Genomic DNA, 19,850 nt, shown 5'->3' on the forward strand with positions numbered 1-19,850 from the left:
CAAGGGTTCAAACAGACCAGAGGCTCTGGAGCCCCTGGTCTGACTTATCTGATCGCCAGGCGATCAGTAAGACTTATTGATAAACAACGGTGAACTGAGTCACGCCGTTTGCATCACCGACAGTTACAGCGTCAGTCAGGGAGATGTAACGTGCAGAGAAGTCCAGGTTGTTAGCGCCGGTGCTGACCAGCGGGTATACAGAGGAGTCTTCGTACAGTGGGACCACTTTGTTCTGGTTGTCAGAAATCTGGATACCTACGCCAGTAGCGGTAGTGTCGCCAGCGGTCAGTGCCAGAATGCTGTTATCACCAGAAACCTGGTTGCCGTCGAAACGTACGGTTGCACCAGTTACAGTGTCCGGGCAGTCAGTCAGAACCAGAGTGAACTTCTTAGGTGCAGCCAGGGTGCCTGCAACCGGGAAAGCTGTACGTGCGATATTGCCCAGGAAGACGTTCTGGTCTTTAGAAGCTGTATCAACAGTACAAGCTGCATCAGTGATGGTGCCGGTGAAGTTTACTGCGCCATCAGCGGCGAAAGCTGAAGAAGCAAAAGCGGAAGCAGCCATCAGGGCAACAACAAGAAGATTCTTTTTCACGATATTTTTCCTATTAACATATTGCTGTCGATACACCTTCAGGGTGTAATCGAATTGTTTTTGACAAAACCATCTGCCATTCCTTTATTTAGTTCATGGAGTTCCACTCCATTTAATAAAGCGTTTGGTCAGGTTAACGTCCTAAACCAAACGATTCATTTTGAACTAAAGTGACTCCTTTGGTGGTAACCACCAAAAATCACACGATTAAAAGTCATTAAAACCAGATAATTTAATTTTTATAGTGTTTTAATCTGGTTAAATTGAGAGGTGTCGCAGACAAGGAATAGCCTCAGCAACGGGATATAAGAAAAAACCGAGAGATAAAAATGGGGAGAAAATAGTTTTTACGGCAGTAACTTATTGAAAAAACGTTAATTAATGTGAATTTTGGCGGGGAGGGATTTACAGTATTGACAGAGATTTACGCTCTCACTAGGATAGGCTCCAATTTAGTTCAAAATGACTCCATTGTAATAATTAATTACATGTTATTTACCACACTTCTTTAAACCGCTGAGCATTGCTGGCGGTATATAAAACGGTGTTCTGAATATTCCGGTGACCTAAATAATCCTGGATTAACCGGGTATCTATTCCGCGATCGGCAAGCGCAAATCCGCAGCCATGTCTTAACATATGAGGATGGGCATTAATAGTGAGATTAGCGGCCTCACTATAATTACGAATTAACCAGTAAATTCTCTGTCGTGATAATTTCGCGCCACGGTTTGATAAAAACAACCAGTCTGAATCCGCGCCCCGGTATTGCTTCCTTTTATTGAGCCAAAGCCGGAGAGATTTCCTTTCTCTCATATAAAGAGGATGAACCGTAGAAAAACCATTTTTTAAACGGTGGATATAAATATTATTGCCCTCCATATCGATGTCGGACAGCCGCCAGTTGCTGATCTCACTGACCCGGCAGCCGTGGATAAAGCACATCCAGATCAGGCAATAATCACGCTCCGCGTGCCTGCCATGCAGCGTGGCCTCGAGCAGTTTCTCCACTTCGGACGGGGTCAAATATTTACGATTTTTCATAGTGCCTGTTCCTCTGTATGTTATCTGAGATAAGGTTATCGTTCACCCAACCCAACAAATAAAGTCTGTTAACATTTATTTGTTTTCAGGCCAATCCTTGCAAGTGAAAGGTTAACTTCTGCTCCTTGTTTAAATACCCAATGTCACTAATAAGACGCTCGCACCTCCTGCAAAAAAATTAATAATGTTCAAAAAAACATCTAAACCTGTTGCCCTGTATATATGCGACTCGCTCACCTCACGAAATGAAACCAATAATAAAAACCCCCTGAATCTGAGTATAGGTGAGGTTGGTTATATAATCATAAGGAAAATAACACAGGCAGAGTAAGTAAATAATAAACCGCACGGGAATATAAGGAATTTACCGGTCTTACCGATAGCTTTGAATGATTAATCGCTAAAAAACATCCTAAAAACTTACATATTTGTCTGTTTTTTATCAGGTTTTATTGGCGAAAAAACGCTGTAAGCGGTAAGGAATTTTCTTAGCCTTATTCGGGGGTTTTTCATTGTGTGAACATTTATTTTTCATTGTGCAAACAAACAGGCAAACAAATGGAGGTCGCTGATCACGCAATGGACAGAATGTGGCAAGGCAGAGGGAAATCTGACAGAGAGCGGCAAGACGTGGACGGGAAATCAAACAAAATCAGGACGCAGAGCGTCCTGATTACACAGCGGAAACAGGCGGAGAAAAACTCAGGCGGAAAGACCGCCGTCCAGAACCAGCGTCTGGCCGGTCATATAGGCACTGTCATCACTGACCAGCCAGGATACCGCGCCAGCCACTTCTTCCGGCTGACCAAAACGTTTGAGCGGAATCGTTTTACGGATCCCCGACAACACGTCTTTCGGCACGGTATCGAGAATTTCCGTGCGGATATAACCCGGCAACAGGCAGTTAACCCGAATGCCGAAACGCCCCAGCTCGATGGACAGCGTCCGGCTGACGCCGATCATCGCGGCTTTGGTGGCGGCATACGCCGTCTGGCCGCTGTTGCCTTTAATGCCGGTGACGGATGACATCATCACCACCGATCCGCCTCCCTGCAACATCATCGGTTCCAGTAATTGCTGGTTCCAGTAGAAGATGGCATTCAGGTTGGTATCCATCACTTTGTGCCAGTTTTCGCGGGTCTGATGAATATGCAACGCATCAAGCGTAATCCCGGCATTGTGAACTACCGCATGCGGTGCGCCCAGACGCGCCAGCAGCTCAGCGGACAACGCCGCCACCGCCTGTTCATCGCGGCCATCGCACTGATGCCCTTCTACCGAACCCGGCAATCCGGCACATGCCTGCTCCAGCTCATCGCTTTCCTTTTGGCTGTTCTGCCAGGTGAAAACGACATTCCAGTCTTTTGCCAGCCTCATCACCGTGGCACGACCGATGCCACGGCTTCCGCCGGTCACGAGGATCCATTTATCCTGCATGGCTTATTTACTGTTATCGCTGAGGTACTGGCACAATTCGCGCAGCGAAATTTGCGGATTATTGACGAACAATTCGGCTTCCACCGACACGCCAAATTCCTTTTTCGCCAGCACCATCAGCTCAACATAATCCAGACTGTCCAGCTTGAGCTGGTGAAGCGGCGAGTCAGGCGCTAAGGCATCAGGTTCCAGATCTTTCGCATCGCACAGCATCTCGCTGACTTTTTCATAAACTTCATCGTATTGAGCCATTTTTAGTCCTTTAATATCATTATGTTATTGTGTGTGTTCAAAGATTGAATAATGAATCAGTGTTTTTATTCAGGCCGTCAGCGGCCCGGTTTTGAGTGTTACGGTCACCGTCATGCGCGGTTCCTCGCCGCGCCATGCCTGGAGGCTGGCGAGCAAAATCAGCCCCGAATGCTTATCGCCGGTCACCAGCGTCGGCAGCACGGCGTAATCGAAGGCTTCGCAGCACCCCGTTTCTGTGCCCGCCGCCAGCAGCGAACGTGAAAAACGGGTCTCATGATGCGTTTGCACCACCTGAACCTGGCTGAACACTTCGCTCAGGCAGGTTGCCCTGACTTCCGGCAAAATACTGCGCACGGTGTCGAGCGTGCCGGACGACTGAACCAGCTGGCGAAACAGCACCGCGTCCATAAAATTCCAGACCGCCACCGGTTTTCCCCCGTGCGGGAAATCCTGATAAAACGACCTCAGGGTTTGCGCAGAAAGTGAAAACGTCTGCGTCACCGGCGCTAAATTTACGCCACCGGTGCCGGTCAGTTTGCTGCTGATACTGGCCTGCGCGGAGGCCTCTTTGCCCAGCAGATTGCCGCTTATCTGCATACGTCCCCGGCGCACCGTTTCACTCAGCGCCAGCTGATACGGCTCATCGCAAAGCACCGGTTCGCGCAGGCGGCTGACGAAACTGAAACCGTCCGCGCCGGACGCATCGTTTTCCATCCGGGCGCTCAGCGCCGTTTTGATATCGAGCATCGCGCGCATGCCGTGAACGCATAAACCGTCCAGCCCCAGCCGTTTAGCTTCGGCGTGATCAAAATGAATCGGGTTGTAATCACCGGAAAACTTCGCCCACGTTTTGGCATCGCGCAGGCTGTAAATAAACGACATTATTGCCCCCGGCTGATTACCAGCGCCGCGTTCGCCCCGCCAAAACCAAAGCTCAGGTTCAGGGTGGTTTTCATCTGCGCCGGACGATGCTGGTTCGGGATGTAATCCAGATCGCACGCCGGATCCGGGTTATTCAGATTGCAGGTCGCCGGCATAATCTGGTGCGCCAGCGCCTGGAGACAGACGATGGTTTCAAAACTGCCCGCCGCGCCAATAAGATGACCGGTATAGGATTTGGTGCTCGAACACGGCGTGGCGTAAGCCACTTCATCGCCCAGCGCCATTTTGATCGCTTCGGTTTCGTTGAGATCGTTAAGCGGCGTGGACGTGCCGTGCGCGTTGATGTAATCGAGCTGGCTGGCCGCGATGCCCGCCTGATCCAGCGCATGCCGGATGGTCTGCACCCGCGCAATTTTGTCGGCTGCCGGTGCGGTAAAGTCAAAGGCGTCCGAGAAATTTCCGTATCCGCAAATCTCGCCGAGGATAGTCGCGCCCCGCGCCAGCGCGGTTTCGCGATCTTCCAGACACAGCACCGCCGCGCCTTCGCTGAGCACAAACCCGTTGCGGTCGAGGCTGAACGGGCAGCAGGCGCGGGCGATTTCTCCCTGTTCGCTGGCCAGCGCGCCAAGTACGTCGATATTCCAGACCGCCGAATCCGAGCGCAGCGATTCCCCCGCCCCGGCGAGCATCATTTTTGCCCGCCCGTTGCGGATCAGTTCAAACGCATCGCCGACCGCCATGGTGCCAGTGGCACAGGCCGCGATTGTCGTATTCTGATAGCCACGCAGCCCCCACAGCAGGCTGACCGCCGCCGTGGCAGAACTTGGCATCGAGAAGAAACAGCCAAACGGCGAACCCATACCGGTACGCAGGAAATCGTCGTAATGCACCTGCGTTTCATCCTGCCCCGCCCAGCCGGTGCCCATAATTGCGCCGCAGTCCAGCAGGTCATAATGCTGTTCCGGATGTTCATCACCGAAGGCCATTTTCATGGCTTCTTGCGCCGACGCGAGTGTCAGACGTGCATAACGCGGCAGGCGGCGGCGGATGGCCGCCGGTACATTTTTTAATACCGGCTCGTTTTCAATCAGCCCGTAGAAGCGCGATTTGATTCCGGCCGCTGATTTGTCGCAGTACTGATAACCCGGTTTGTACGCCATGATCGCCGCCCAGCTTTCTGCGGCATTCATGCCCAGCGGCGTGACGGCGCCGTAACCGGTCACCACGACCCGACGCGGGGCGTTAGCGCGTTCAGACAGTTCCTTTTCCATTACTTATCCTTTCTGATTCATTGTGTTGTCTTCCCCGCCGCCCAGCGCCAGCCAGAGTTTCATGGTGGAGTAGAGATAATTGTATTGGGTGGTGATCAGCGTATTTTCGCTGTCCAGCAGCGAATCCTGCGCATCGAGTAATGTCTGGAAGGTCACCGACCCGTTGCGGTACTGGCTGTCTACCAGCGTCAGCCGCTGACGACTCAGTTCCAGATTCTGCAACTGACTCTGTTTTTGCTGCTGATACGTCTGGCGTTGCGACTGGGCGTTATCCACATCCTGCAACGCGCTGTAAACAGTGCTGCGGAACTGGATTGCGGCGGTCTGCACATCCAGCCCGGACTGTTCCACCGTCATCTGCACTTTGTTCCACTGGATAAACGGCAAATCGAGCGCCGTGCCCAGCGTACGTGCCGGATTGCTGAACCACTGCCGGAACACCGCCGCGCCTGCATTCAGCGATCCGTTCAGCGAGAGCGACGGATAAAAGCTCAGCCGCGAAACATCAGACCCCGCCAGCGCGGCGCGTAAACTCATTTCGGATGACTGCACATCCGGCCTTCTGGCGATCACCTCAACCGGCAAGCGGCTGGCGACCGGTACGGTCTGGTGGAAATCCAGCGAACGGCGTTCAGCGGCAAACTGTCCGGCGGGCCGGTTAAGCAAAATCGCCAGCGCATTGCGCGATTCTTCGCGCTGCTGGATCAGATCCCGCAGGCTGTTTTCCCGCGTCAGTACCGTTTGCTGCGCCTGCAAATAATCCAGCTGACCGAGATCACCCGCACTGAAACGGGAGGTGACCATCTTCAGCGTCTCCTGCGCGATCCTCAGGCTTTGCTGCAATGTCGTGATCTGCTGATTCAGGCTGGCAATCTGCCAGTAAAGCTGCGCCGTGTTGCCAATCAGCGTGAGCGCGGTCGCCTGCAAATCTTCGGCAGACGCTTGCGCCAGCCAGTCCGACTGCTCACGGGTTCGCGCCAGTTTTCCCCACAAATCCAGCTCATACGACGCCGACAGCCCGTTGGCATAACTTTCCACCGGCGTGGTGGACTTGCGCATATTTTTGGTATTGCTGGCCGACGCGTTCGCCGTGAAATCGGGCGTCAGATTGGTATCCGACAATCCGGCAGTCAGCCGCGCCTGTTTAAGTTTGATCCCGGCAAGCGCCAGATCGTTATTACTTTGCAGCGCGGCATTGATCACCCGCGACAACTGCGGATCGTCAAAGTTATCCCACCAGTGCGGTGTGAATTTCGCGTAGGCGGATCCCGTTTCCTGAAAGCGCCAGGCGTCAGGCACAGAGAGCATGGGCCTCTGGTAATCGCTTTTAAGCAGTTGCCCGCAGCCGCTCAACATCAGCGTGACGGCGATAAGAGTCAGTTTGTTCATTCGCGTGCCAGCGCCTCCGTCGGGTGCAGACGGGCGGCATTCCGTGCCGGGAAAAAGCCGAACCCCAGCCCGATAAGCGCGGAGAATCCGCAAGCCAGCAAAATAGGCGGCCAGGTGAAAATCATGGTGAATTCCTGCGTAACCTGAGAAAAAATCAGCCCGGCAAGGCCGGAGCCCGCAATACCAATCAGCCCGCCGAGCGTACAAATCACCATCGCCTCAATCAGGAATTGCCGCATGATGTCCGCCGGGCGTGCGCCCACGGAAAGGCGGATACCAATTTCATGCGTACGCTCTGTGACCGACACCAGCATGATATTCATCACCCCGACGCCGCCGACCAGCAGGGAAATCCCGGCAATGGCAGTGATCAGCAGCGTCATAGATTCCGACGTTTTGCGGATCGTTTTGGTCATCTGATCATTGGTCATCGTGAAGAAATCGCGTTTCCCGTGCGCAGAATCCAGCAACCGCTCAACGTCTTTCTGCGCATCCTCAATCGGGAAATTGTCGGCAATACGTAGCGTGATCGATTGCAGGGGCGTATCCCCGGACATGCGTTCCATCAGCGACGTATAAGGGATCCAGGAACTCAGCTGCTCGCCGATGTATTTCGGGCCTTTTCTGTCCGCCACGCCAATCACGCGGTAAGGCACGCCGGAAAGCTGAACAATCTCGCCCATCGGATCTTCGCCGCCGGGAAACAGCGTGCTGCGCACACTCTGATCGATGATGACGACCGGCTCGCGGTCGTCGAGGTCACGGCGGGTAAAATGATTTCCCGACGCAAAATTCAGCCCCTGCACGCGGAAAAAACCATTGCTGACGCCGGACAACGAAACCAGCACCTGCCGACCGCCGCGTATCGCGATGACCGTTTTACTGACCACCGGCGACAGACTGTCGATAAAAGGCTGACGGCCGAGCAACTCAACGTCGTCCAGCGTCAGCGAACGTTCAAAATCCGGACGCGGTTTATCCCAGCCCAGACCGGGCTGAATTTCGATGGTGCTGGTGCCGAGCTGGCTGATCTGACTCAAAATGCTCTGCCGGGCGCCCTCGCCGACCGCCATGGAAGAGACAACCGACGAGATGCCGATAATGATGCCCAGCATGGACAAGAACGCGCGGACGCGGTGTCCGAGCAGCGATCGCCACGCCATACGCACGGCTTCTTTGATGCCCTGCCAGGCCGGTGAACGGCCCGTTGCGGTGGTCGCCGGTAAGCCCTGCGGTTGCTCCTGTTCAGCCACCGGATTTTCGCTGTCGGCAACAATCGCCCCGTCGTGGATCTCCACAATGCGCTGGCACTGGCTGGCGATATTGCGGTCGTGCGTCACGATGATGAGGGTATGCCCGGCCTGATGCAGACCGTGCAAAATCGCCATCAGCTCCTGCCCGCTGCTGCTGTCCAGTGCGCCCGTCGGCTCATCCGCGAGAATAATCTGCGCGCCGTTCATCAGTGCACGGGCAATACTCACGCGCTGCTGCTGGCCACCGGAAAGTTGCGCCGGACGATAATCCAGACGACTGCCCAGCCCGAGGCGCGTCAGCAAATGTGTCGCGCGGCTCTCACGTTCAGCCGCAGGCATATCGGTGTAAAGCGCCGGTATGGCGACGTTTTCCGTTGCCGTCAGATACGGCATCAGGTGATAACGCTGGAAAATAAAACCGATGTACTGGCTGCGCAGCTGCGCCAGCTGTTCGTTGCTGGCCACGCCCGTCGGCACATCCATAATGCGCATGCTGCCTTCTGACGGCTTATCCAGGCAGCCCAGAATGTTCATCAGCGTGGATTTCCCGGAACCCGATGCGCCGATGATGGCCAGCATTTCCCCGGCATGCACGCGCAGGGAAATATCTTTGAGCACGGTAACGGCCGCATTTCCTGTGCCAAAATGCCGGTAAATATGCTCAAGCTCGATTAACGGAGAATCAGCCATTGACGGCTCCTGAACTGCCCTGCAACGCCACGACGCGTTCGCCTTCCTTCAGCCCTTCTTTAACTTCCGCAAACTGGCGGTCATTAATCCCGACGCGGATCAGGCGTTGTTCAACGTTTTTCCCGTTCACGACCTGCACCTGATACTGGTCTTTCCCCTGCGGTTCGCCGAGCGCGACAACCGGCAGACGCAGCACGTTTCTGGCCTGCTCAGTGACAATAAACACCTGAGCCGTCATCGATGTGCGCAGCACATGGTCGTGATTGGGCACGCTGAAAACGCCGTTGTAATAGACGGCAGACGGCTGCTGTGATGACGTTGTGCTGGCGGTATCGTCCTGCAAAGCGTCATTCGGTGCGTCCTGCAAGGTACCCATCACACTTTCATAACGATGTTTCGGATCTGCCACCACGTAGAACCACAGCGGTTGTCCGGCGTGAACTTTCAGAATGTCCGTTTCTGAAATACGGGTCTGTACGGTCATGGTATCGACATTCGCCAGCACCAGAATGGTCGGTGCGGTTTGTGAGGACACCACGGTTTGCCCTTCCTTGGTGACAATGCCCAGAACCTGACCGTCAACCGGCGCGAGGATCCGCGTATAGCCGAGATTGGCTTTCGCCGTTTCCAGCGACATCTGTGCCTGCACAATCTGCGCTTCATTCACTTTGACCTGCGCCACCTGCGTATCGACTTTCGCCTGCGCCTGCTCCAGCGTGCTGCGGATCCCGGAACCTTCACTGTCCATCTTCCGCTGGCGTTTCAGCTCCAGCTGGTATTGTTTGAGGGTAAAAAGTGACGCCTGTTTCTGCGCCACGGCGCTGTCCAGTTCGGCTTCGGATTTACGCAGTTCGCTTTGCTGTAAGGTCGGGTCGATTTCGGCCAGCAGCTGGCCTTTCGTCACCTTGTCACCCGCACGGACGTACAGTTTCTTAAGCTGACCGTTAACCTGCGCGCCCACGTTGACCTGCACGGACGGCTTGAGGATGCCGGTGGCCAGCACCGTTTTTTCGATGTCGCCGCGGCTGACTTCTTCCGTCACCAGCGGAACTTCGGTGCGGTTCAGCGCCTGCCAGAGCAAGAAACCGGCGACGACCAGAACAATCACCAGCGCGCCGGCCAGCGCAAAAACCGCCCTGCGCTTTCTGACCGGCAGCGCATTTATTTTTTTTAATCCGGACATCACGCTTCATCTCCCTGAGGGATCCGGCGGCTGCCAGCCGCGGTACCGTAAGATTCCACGCGACGCTGGTCCATCCGGCAAATGCGGTCAAACATCGTCAGGGTGGTTTCGCTGTGCGTGACGGTGATGAGCGTTTTCTGATACTGGCGGCAATGTTCAATCAGGGTGTGCATGACCTGCAACGCGGTGACTTCATCCAGATTCGCCGTCGGTTCATCCAGTACCAGCACAGGACAATTGCTGTACATCGCACGCGCCAGCATCAGGCGCTGCCGCTGGCCGAGGGATAACGCCGGATGACTTTCGCGGATCAGCGCATTTTGTTTCCCCGGCAGACGGTCTATGACGTCTTTCAGGTTCAGCCCCTGAAAAGCCTGATCAACGCGCAGCTGTTTTTGTGCATCGAAATGCGGATCAAACAGCGTGATGTTTTGAACAACTGAGGCATTGAACAGGATGTCCTCCTGGCTTTGCAGGAAGAACAGTTTCTGCGCCTGACGGCTGCTCACCCGCTGACCGTCTGCCAGAATTTCGCCTGACTGCGGTTCAATCAGCCCGGTGATCACTTTCAGCAACGTGCTTTTGCCCGCGCCGCTTTGCCCGACGATCGCCAGCGCTTCGCCGCGACGCAGTACCACCGACAGGTTTTCCAGCACCGGTTTGCCGGGTTCATAGGCAAAGCAGATATCGCGGTAAGTCAGTTGCTCATTGAAATGCGCCACCGGCGGCAGCGTCTCGCTGTGCCCTTCTTCACTGACCGGCGCGGACGGAAACAAATCCTTCGCGCGGGTATCGATGACGTGCAGCTGATTTTTCTGCAAAACGGAGAAGAAAATCTGCGTGATGTACGCGGTAAAAATCTGGCGAACAAAGCTGTAGGCGAAAAACTCACCGAGAGAAATCAGGTTATCTTTCAGCAGCGGCAGCGCCAGCAGCATGAAAAACACCATCTCGAGGCTGCCGATCAGCTGATACAGACTGCTTTTGACCTGTTCGTAAACGTTCTGCTTCTGGCGGCAGTCAAACAGCGACAGCGCGTATCCGGCAAAAACGCCCTGACGCTGGCTGCTCAGCCCTGCCGATTTTATCGTGGCAAAACCCTGGATAGTTTCGAGCAGGAAATCACTCTGCTCGGCGCTTTTTACCTGAATTTGCTGGGTGTAATAACGATCGCGGAAAATCGCCCAGACGCTGACCAGCCCCATCAGGGTGACGCCCACGGCAGAAATGGCGGCCAGCATCGGGCTGATGTAACACATCACGCCGAGCGCGATTGCGCCGACAATCCAGTTCACCCGCAGGCCGTTGTCCAGCTCGATTTTTCGGGCGGCGGCCAGTTGCCAGTTAGAGAAACGGCTGTAGATTTCGCCGGGGCTGCGTTTCTCAAAATAGGCCAGGGAATTCGTCATCAGCCGCGAAAAACCGCTGACACTTTGTATCACTACGAAGCGCTTGATGAACCGCTCGGTCACGCTGCGCACGGCAAAAGCCAGCAGCGTGGAAATCACGAAGGCCAGCAGATAGTAGAAGTAAGGGAAATCGGTTTTCCCGCCGGACGAGAACACATTATTGATGGCGCTGCTGACCATCACCGGCATGATAAACAGCGTGAGGGACACCAGAAATGCCAGCATCATCAGGCTGTAAATGCCCGGAATACCGGCGGTTTCTTTCAGGCTCATGCATTCGAGCGCACGGAAACGGCGGGTTTTCTTCACCTTTTCAGGGACGGCTTTTGCCGTTGCTCCGTCTTTATCGAGCACCAGCGCATAGCCGCTGATTTCAGATTTCAGCGCTGCTACCGGCAAAAGCTGTTCGCCAATCGCCGGGTTCATAACGCAGACGTAACTGCCCTGCCGGTAAGCCAGCAGGACATAGTGACTCGCGCCGTAGTGCAAAATCGCCGGCAGCGGCAGTTCGGACAACTCTTCCAGATCGAAGGCGACAGGATACGCAGGGATCGACAGTTCATTTAAAATGTCGCAAAGCGTGGACAGCGCAGTGCCATGCGCTGATGCGGGGAAACGTTCACGCAGCACATCGAGCGGCGCGTCGATGCCCTGCGTTTCGGCCAGCATGGAAATACAGGCCAGCGCACATTCATTGGTTTCAGCCTGATAAACCAGTCTGGGAATAATATTATCCATAAACAAACGACCTCAACATCCTATTCTTATCAGTAATATCCCTGCACGCACTTTGGTTTATTCATTAATAAAAAAGAGTGAGTGTGAATGCCACAGCATCCAGTCAGTGGAATGTTCGCTTATACTTCGTTCAATAATTCCCGGCATTTCGGTTTTTAGCTTTTTGGCCGGCACCGGGTCATGCACCGCTATTTTCAATCCTTTATCGTAATAAAGGTGATAAAAAACGACCTGTGCCGACATCATTCTTGCCAGACGAATAATTCCGCTGTGCAGATGGGCCGGACGTCCAAATATCCGGCACGGAAACTTTTCGCTTTTATCCTTGCTCGCAAAGTTGGTGAAATCAGGTGTAATGTCAGGAAAGAGAATAATATTTCGCTTATTCTCAGCCGCTTCCATTACCGACGTCATCATGTTGCCCGCCAGGGTTTTGTTATTGTCATGAATTGAACAGTAGGTCAGATCGACACCGCCCAGCTGCCGTTCAGCTTCATCATGCGCATTGGCGCTTCTTGATGTGATGACCGTTGCTTTTCCCGGATACGCCGCCGCGCCCACCATGGTGGAAAGCACGTCTGACACCATGTGCAGCGGCGCCAGAATGACCGGCTGCCCGGCGCGCTGCAACGGCTCAACCACCGCATTCAGCGCCGCCGAACAGGCTGCCAGTTCGCGCAACGCACGGCGGCTTTGCCCGTACGTCACCGCCTGAATCAGCAGCTCGCGACGCCGGGTTTGCCAGATATAATTAAACGTCTTTTTATCATCAAGCAGGCACTTCCTGTTTGAATGGGCGACCGCAGCACGCAGTTTAACCGGGCGTGGCGTCAGCCCCAGAAAGCGCCCGAACCGTGACAAACCAAAAATAATACGGTAATCAATGTGACGAAATAATAAACAATGCGCCCTGTAACCGATAAGCCGGAGTTTATAGAAAAACCACATCAGCCTGACCGACAGGTTTTTCCAAAACAGAGCGCACCACAGGGCGAAGAATTTCATTATTTCTCCAGCGCCTTGTCATGCTCTAATAATGACAGCAAATTATCAGAGAAAGCCGGGAACTCGCGATCCTGAATAGCAACCCATTTTTTATTCACAATAAAGACCGGCGTGGCATTAATATCGTAGTACTGAGTGACTTTCGTCATGTAGTCCAGCAGTTCTTTCACTTCAGGTGTCTGGCTGACTTTATTATATTCATCAACGCTGATCTTGTTTTCCTGAAGCCATGCAGTGCGTTTCTCTGCATCACCTAAATCAATTTTGTTTTTGAGTACGGCCTCATAAGCACTCTCGCGGTGCGCCTCTTCAATGCCCATGACCTGAAGTGTCGCAAATACCGGCGCAAAGCGTGCCAGCCCGCCCTGGTTGTCGAGGCTGAAATGCAGGCGCACCAGCTTTTTACCTTCCGGCATACGCTTTTCCAGCGCTTCTATGTTCTTTTCATTCAGCGCGCAGAAATGACAGCCGTAAGAGAAAATTTCGATAATATCCTGCCCGTCTTGGATCGGACTTTTTGATAATTTACCGGCGCTCAGGGAAGTCAGAACCTGCTGTTCTTCCGGACTGTCGCTATTCTGGTTTAAGACGAAATAATGGAACCAGGCGGTAGTAATAAGCGCTGAAATAACCGCAACAAAAACGGTATAAGCCAGAATGGGGAGTATTCTTTTTTTCATGGGAGGCTTTCATCCTGAAAATTAACGCAATGCTTTGACGGCTCCCTGTTAATAAATACCTTCAGTTGTGATTATTTCACAGGAGCCAGGTGGGCGTTGTATTACTGCAATACAACGCCCGGTCAGAATAAATATGACTACCTGGATTTATTCCAACTTACAGAGAGAATATTTACTCTCAGCCTACGCTACCGCAGTTGATGATTGCAGCAGCAGTAAAGGTTTTAGTCACAACGCCGTTTTTGTCAGTACACGTTTTAACAGCGTTACAAACTGTGGCATTACCCACCAGGTTCAGTTCGAAGCTGTTAACGCAAGTCGTGGTGCCGCCAACGATTGTGCTTGCTTCAGTCATGTTGATCTTTTTCATGTGATATCCTTATTTAAGTACCTGTTAAGAGTTAATTGAGCGTGACTCACTTTATAAACATAATGTTTATAAAAAACAGTTTTTGCCCGGCATAGAAAATACATTTATATATTTCCATAATTCACAACCGCCTGATGGAATTATTATTTCCCGTCAGTTCAGTGGCGAATGCGGCGTATTGTAGCGACGGTTTTTTAATTGGGCAATACACCACAAAGGCAACTTTCTGCCCAATATTTACCATCGACCCACAGCAGAACCAGGATATTTCTTATTAAATATTAAGAGCAAAAGATAACGGATAATTTCCCCCTCCCCCGTAGACAGATCTGGATTAATTTGTTTCCAGGATTTTTCCCGGATAAGCGTAGGAGTCCAGGATCCTGCGACATGAAATTTTTTTAAAAAAATTTCAAAAAGAACGCAGCACTGCATCAAGGTTCATAAAAAGAGGAGAATTACTGGACAGAGAGGCGTGTTTTTATCCATTTTCTAAGGAACGAGAAGGCCCTGATGCGCTGACTTTGCGTTAGCGATTGGAACCACCGGACTTCGATAACGTGGCTGCAACTTCATTATCTCAGAGACAGTATGAACAAACGGCTCAACATTATGGAGGTGACAAAGAGGAGAAATTTGCGGCGATACAACTTATAAGAACTTGTTACTCGCCCTTTTCATCTCAGATAAAAATCGCACGTCTAAGGTATTTTTGATAATTCATCATAGCGAGCATGATATACTGCCCCCCCAAAATCTCTTTTATTCATTTATATCTTTCCGGAAAGGAAACAAGACGGTATGGGGAATGCTGCCTTTTATCAGTGTTTTTGTTCTCAGCTCACAACATATTTGAAAAAACGTTAATAACATACGGACTCATTCAACATACGTATTTTTCAAATTCAGTTATATTTTTTATTTGTCAGCACAGCTTAAATAATACATTCATTAAAACTATATTTCAGGAGTGATTATGGATAATCAGAATAGTGGTTTTAACATCCAAATTAACGACACCCTTAATAGATACCTATTATTATTTCAGCATCACGATTCAATAACATCCGATGTACTCTCTTTTACTGCCACTGAGTCTTTAAGTCATCCCTACAGGTACGTGATTAAATTTACGAGTCCCAGCCTGAATATCCCTCTTGATCAAATTCTCAATTGCTACGCCAGTTTCATTATGCGTGCGCCTGGCTCTGACAATTCCTGGGAAAGTCAGCCGAAATGGCATCAAATCAAACAGATAAATGGCGTTATTACATCATTCTCCCGTATTAGTTCATCGGCTGATGAAACACTCTATGAGTGCGTACTCGAGCAAGAGATGGCGTTACTAGACCGCACCCGAAAATCTGCGGTGTACCTGAATGTTACCGTTCCTGACCTGGTAAAAAAGGTCCTGCTGGAACACCAGGAAATTAAAGGGTATCAGGTCGATTTAGAAAAACTGACGCTCACCTACCCGCTGCGGGAAATGGTGATCCAGTGGCAAGAAACCGATCTGACTTTTATCCGGCGTTTACTTGCCGAAGTCGGTATCTGGTTTAGATTCGAAAACCACCCAGACGTGATAACCGAAACAGTTACTGTTTTCGGCGATTCAGGAAGTGCTTATCTTTTCAGCGACAAGTTGCTTTCGTACGTCCCTGATTCGGGCATGGCGAGTGACGGTGAATATATCACTCAGCTTCAGGAGTTCTATTCTGTCATCCCGGAAGGCGTTCAGAGTCGTAATTATAACTATCGTGAAGCCCTTTCTCCTGATGCTAAAAAATCTGTCTACGTGCACAACCTGCCGGATAAGATTTCATCAGGTCGCGATTATATTTATGCGGATAACCCTCTGGAAAAAGGAAGCTCAGACGGTAAAAGTAGTGAAACAGCGACTTTTTATGCCAGGGTGCGCCATGAATATCACCTGAATAATCAGAGCATATTAAGTGCTGTAACGAATACGCCGGAGATGAGCCCCGGCGTCCTTTTCAATCCGCAGGGGGATGTTCCTGAGGGGTTCAAAGGCGGTTTTGTTGTTTGCGTGATAGAAATAAGTGGCAGCCGCGGCGAACATTTTTTGGCGAAATTACGCGGTATACCGTACAGCGAAAGTTATTGTTACCGGCCCGAGCGTCTTCACCGCCCGGTGATTGCCGGGACAGTGCCCGGACGGGTGACCATCCGTGGAGAAAATGCCACGTATGCCAGCACCGACATGTTCGGCCGCTACACCGTAAAATTTGATTTTGATCTGGAGGCTAAGAAAAAAGGTTATGAAAGTGCATTGATCCGACTGGGCAGGCCTTATGCGGGCGACACATATGGTTTTCATTTCCCTTTAATAAATTCGACTGAAGTCGCCATTGCATTTGAAGGCGGCGACCCAGACAGACCCTTTATATCCCATGTCATGCACGATGGCGCACATCCTGACCTTGTGAATATGCGCAATGACACACGCAACATTATTCGCACTCCTTCACAGAACAAAATACGGCTTGAAGATAAAAGAAATCAGGAACATATAAAGATTTCGACGGAGTACGGTAAAAGTCAGGTTAGTGCCGGGCATCTGGTGGATGCAGAAAGAAAAATGCGGGGTGAAGGCCTTGAGGCCAGAACCGATCACTGGATAGCTGTCCGTGCAGCCAAAGGGCTCATGCTGACAACAGAGCCACAGCCCAAAGCGCAGGGGCAGCAGCTCGATATGACCGCTGCTGTCGCTGCCCTCGAAAGTGCTTTATCGCTTGCGCGAACGCTTCAGCAATGCGCCACGACCGCCGGAGCCAGCGCCGCGGAGTCTGAGCCTCAGGAACAGTTGAAGCAGGCATTGGATAAATTGCAGGCTCCCGGCCTTTTAGCCTATGCCGCAAAGGGGCAGGCTTTTGCCACACCGGAAAGCTTACAGCTTTCAGCCGGTGCAGACCTGATTGCCACGGCAGGAAGCAATGCAAGCGTAAACGTGCTTAAAAAATTCTCACTGGCCGTGGGAGATAAGCTCTCGCTCTTTGCCCGAAAACTCGGGATCCAGATGATTGCCGGTGAAGGCAATATTGATGCGCAGGCTCAGCGCGGTGAAATGCATTTCCTTTCTCAGAAGGATTTCACCCTGATGAGCACCGACGGCAAAGTGAATGCCAGTGCGAAACAGGGAATTCAACTTTCCTGCGGCGGAGGCGGTATACGCATCAACGCCGATGGTTCAGTTGAGATTTTCTCACCCACGGCTATCGACCTGAAAGGACCTAATCTGGCCTTCAAAGGCCCGGAAAGTGTGAAAACAACCGTCCCTGCATTCGAGAAAGGAACATTCAAACGTCGCTTCCAGCTTCACGCGCAGGACGATGCGGAACAAACATTACCGAATCAAAAATTCCGACTCACCAGTTCGACCGGTAACGTCATTGAAGGTGTCACCGACGCCAAAGGACAATCCTCACTGCTCGACAGTGACGATATAGAAACATTTAAGATGGAGCTTATCCATGACTGATACTAAAGCCAGTCCTTACCAGCCAAAAATCGTGGCGAAAAACGAGATGGGGGTTCATCAGTCACTGGGCGAAGTGGCTCAAACCTGCAAAGTCTCAGTTCCCCGCCCTATGCCCTGCATCGTCATTTTGGTCCACGGCGTCAATGATGTGGGCGAAGCGTACCAGAATCAGGAAACGGGCATTATTGAGGGATTGAGAAAACGCCTCGACCGCAGCGATCTTTATGCACATGAGTGGAAAGACTTCATTGCAATGCACAATGAAGATGCCCAGACCAAAATCACCGCCCCGGGACGTTCACCGGTCATCCCTTTTTACTGGGGTTACAAACCCGTAACCCGCGATGACTGGAAAGCCGACCAGAAACGCTACCGTGACGAAGTCACTACCCTGAAAGATGGCGCAAAAATTCCTTATGACAGCTATCAGGAAAACGACCCCAAAAAGATGGCGGAAAACGGAAATGACGGCAGTAATGGCATTAAGTTTCAGAATGACAGTTTTAAAAATGCCCTTGATGTGAATTTTGCCAAAGGCGGCGGCACGTTTGCCAATGCCACGACCAATATCCCGGATATGCTGGGGCCGGGGTCAAATGGCCTGGTCGTGGCCGCCGCCGGGTTCGGTACCTTGTATATGAACGGCGGGAATTATACCCACCCGATCTATCACAACCCGCACCGTATCTATCAGTTCTTTGCCGCGCAAAGACTCGCAGACCTCATTTTACAAATACGAAGTAACCCGACAACAGCAAAAGATGTGATAAATATTGTCGCCCACAGCCAGGGGACAATCATCACCATGCTGGCAAATATGCTGGTGAAACAGGCCGGTCTCAATCCGGTAAATTGTGTGATTCTCAATCATTCACCCTATTCACTGGAAAGCCGTTTTAATGAGAATTTACAGGAAGGACATCATCAGACGGACAAAGCAAGGCAGGAAACGTTCAGTAATTTCTGCAAGCTAATGGCCACGCAATATCAGGGAGGGCAACTGTCAGAAGGTGAAATTAAGAACCTTGAAGATTTATGTACACTGCCTTCTGCCAGCAAGAACAAGTGGCACAGCGATCCCCGCTACAGCAGAAATAATAACGGCAAAATATACAATTACTTTTGCCCGGTGGACGGCACCGTTTCACTTCAAAACGTTAAAGGATTTGGCTGGAGAGGCGTTTCTGAAGATATAGCCAAAAATATCCCTAATCTTTTTCAAAGAGTTTTTTATCAGCATGGCGTAGTCGGGAAAAAACCTACCGATGAACCATTTGTATTACCTTGGGCCGGGGAAGATGACTTCACGACCACCTTTGGAATGAATTCTTATTACTCCTACCGTGATGTCATCGTTAATGGCGAAGAACTTCCGGAAACGTTCATATTTAAACTGATGGGCGAAGATAATCACCCGGATAACGATCCGTCGACGTGTGATACCCCTTATGAGACAGATATTGATGAAGACAGCCCGGATAAAGTGATTTCCTATTCGGCTAAAGCCAATGCCATCAGCAGAACAGATAAGGCCGTCTATTCCCTTGATAAATACAGTTACCCGGAACTCCGGCCGGGCTCAGTTCTGAACGATAGCCAGCTGGCCATAGAAAGTATTGATCGCAAAAAGCAAATCATCTACGGCGTAATTACCGGAACGGTATCAGACAGAGGCATACAACTGACCTGGCTCAAAACACGTGAAGAATTAGAAAAGGAATGGGAGAAAACGGACCCTGTTGGATATAGCCAACATTCCTCTATTGTTGCGAGCAAATATGCACCATCCCATGCAATGGCCTTTGACCTGGCGATTGGTCAATGTAAGTCATTCGATTATCAGTCAGGAAAATTTTGGGAAGCATTACTGCATCGGGCTGATTGGCGCGATTCACAAACGGGAAATATAGCTGCTAAAGATTATTACCTAAAAGGTAAACTCGATGAACCCCAGACCAAATGGTTTATGAATAAACCAGATGAAATACTGCCCAAAGGTGAGTTCGGGGTAGTTAATGATTACGGGAAGAGAGAAAGGCCACTCAATATGGGGGAATTGGATATTTTGTTAGGCGGAGATAAGCAAACTGCCACTGTAACTCAATGGGCAATGCCACGCCCCCTTAACAATAAAGAACTGGAGTGATTCAACA

The 19,850-nt window shown here is 51.4% G+C and carries 15 protein-coding genes and 1 pseudogene; 2 read left to right on the plus strand and 14 right to left on the minus strand.

Annotation, left to right across the window (positions count from 1 at the left end; genetic code table 11):
* Positions 1-73: 73 nt before the first annotated feature.
* From M2403_RS00795 to M2403_RS00855, 14 genes and pseudogenes are all read right to left on the minus strand, one after another.
* On the minus strand, positions 74-595 hold the full coding sequence (locus M2403_RS00795; protein WP_152325878.1) for a fimbrial protein: 522 nt from the start codon (positions 593-595) through the stop codon (positions 74-76).
* 495 nt (positions 596-1,090) lie between these two features.
* Positions 1,091-1,639, minus strand: coding sequence for a tyrosine-type DNA invertase (locus M2403_RS00800; RefSeq protein ID WP_152325877.1), 549 nt, complete (start codon positions 1,637-1,639; stop codon positions 1,091-1,093).
* Positions 1,640-2,341: 702 nt separating this feature from the next.
* On the minus strand, positions 2,342-3,076 hold the full coding sequence (locus M2403_RS00805) for an SDR family NAD(P)-dependent oxidoreductase (protein ID WP_152325876.1): 735 nt from the start codon (positions 3,074-3,076) through the stop codon (positions 2,342-2,344).
* 3 nt (positions 3,077-3,079) lie between these two features.
* Complete coding sequence (locus M2403_RS00810) at positions 3,080-3,328, minus strand: acyl carrier protein (protein ID WP_152325875.1); 249 nt, start codon at positions 3,326-3,328, stop codon at positions 3,080-3,082.
* A 69-nt stretch (positions 3,329-3,397) separates the two neighbouring features.
* Positions 3,398-4,210 carry a MaoC/PaaZ C-terminal domain-containing protein gene (locus M2403_RS00815; RefSeq protein WP_259228231.1) on the minus strand — a complete coding sequence of 271 codons (813 nt, stop codon included), beginning with the start codon at positions 4,208-4,210 and terminating at the stop codon, positions 3,398-3,400.
* Complete coding sequence (locus M2403_RS00820; protein WP_259228233.1) at positions 4,210-5,481, minus strand: beta-ketoacyl synthase; 1,272 nt, start codon at positions 5,479-5,481, stop codon at positions 4,210-4,212. The genes M2403_RS00815 and M2403_RS00820 overlap by 1 nt, the downstream gene beginning before the upstream one ends.
* A 3-nt stretch (positions 5,482-5,484) precedes the next feature.
* Positions 5,485-6,870, minus strand: a complete 1,386-nt coding sequence (locus M2403_RS00825; protein ID WP_259228236.1) for an efflux transporter outer membrane subunit — start codon at positions 6,868-6,870, stop codon at positions 5,485-5,487.
* Positions 6,867-7,301, minus strand: coding sequence for an FtsX-like permease family protein (locus M2403_RS24900; RefSeq protein ID WP_405047808.1), 435 nt, complete (start codon positions 7,299-7,301; stop codon positions 6,867-6,869). The genes M2403_RS00825 and M2403_RS24900 overlap by 4 nt, the downstream gene beginning before the upstream one ends.
* Before the next feature lie 51 nt (positions 7,302-7,352).
* Positions 7,353-8,813: pseudogene (locus tag M2403_RS00830) on the minus strand (ABC transporter permease); the annotation flags it as partial.
* Positions 8,806-9,996, minus strand: coding sequence for an efflux RND transporter periplasmic adaptor subunit (locus tag M2403_RS00835; protein WP_259228239.1), 1,191 nt, complete (start codon positions 9,994-9,996; stop codon positions 8,806-8,808). The gene M2403_RS00835 and the pseudogene M2403_RS00830, both read right to left, overlap by 8 nt.
* Complete coding sequence (locus M2403_RS00840; protein WP_259228240.1) at positions 9,996-12,143, minus strand: peptidase domain-containing ABC transporter; 2,148 nt, start codon at positions 12,141-12,143, stop codon at positions 9,996-9,998. Before M2403_RS00840 ends, M2403_RS00835 begins: the two co-directional genes overlap by 1 nt.
* Positions 12,144-12,200: 57 nt before the next feature.
* Positions 12,201-13,148 (minus strand): ABC transporter, encoded by a 948-nt coding sequence (locus M2403_RS00845; RefSeq protein WP_152325868.1) that lies wholly within the window; start codon positions 13,146-13,148, stop codon positions 12,201-12,203.
* On the minus strand, positions 13,148-13,828 hold the full coding sequence (locus M2403_RS00850) for a DsbA family protein (protein ID WP_259228242.1): 681 nt from the start codon (positions 13,826-13,828) through the stop codon (positions 13,148-13,150). Before M2403_RS00850 ends, M2403_RS00845 begins: the two co-directional genes overlap by 1 nt.
* A 178-nt stretch (positions 13,829-14,006) precedes the next feature.
* Entirely contained in the window at positions 14,007-14,198 is a 192-nt protein-coding gene (locus tag M2403_RS00855) for a DUF4762 family protein (protein ID WP_104922336.1), read from the minus strand.
* Between the two features lie 976 nt (positions 14,199-15,174).
* On the opposite strand from M2403_RS00855, the gene M2403_RS00860 reads away from it, so the two are divergent.
* Together M2403_RS00860 and M2403_RS00865 are read left to right on the plus strand one after the other, a co-directional pair.
* Entirely contained in the window at positions 15,175-17,697 is a 2,523-nt protein-coding gene (locus M2403_RS00860) for a type VI secretion system tip protein VgrG (protein ID WP_259228245.1), read from the plus strand.
* Entirely contained in the window at positions 17,690-19,843 is a 2,154-nt protein-coding gene (locus M2403_RS00865) for a DUF3274 domain-containing protein (protein ID WP_259228247.1), read from the plus strand. The genes M2403_RS00860 and M2403_RS00865 overlap by 8 nt, the downstream gene beginning before the upstream one ends.
* Positions 19,844-19,850 lie beyond the last annotated feature (7 nt).

The sequence above is a fragment of the Rahnella sp. BIGb0603 genome (assembly GCF_024808755.1).
Taxonomy (GTDB): domain Bacteria; phylum Pseudomonadota; class Gammaproteobacteria; order Enterobacterales; family Enterobacteriaceae; genus Rahnella; species Rahnella contaminans.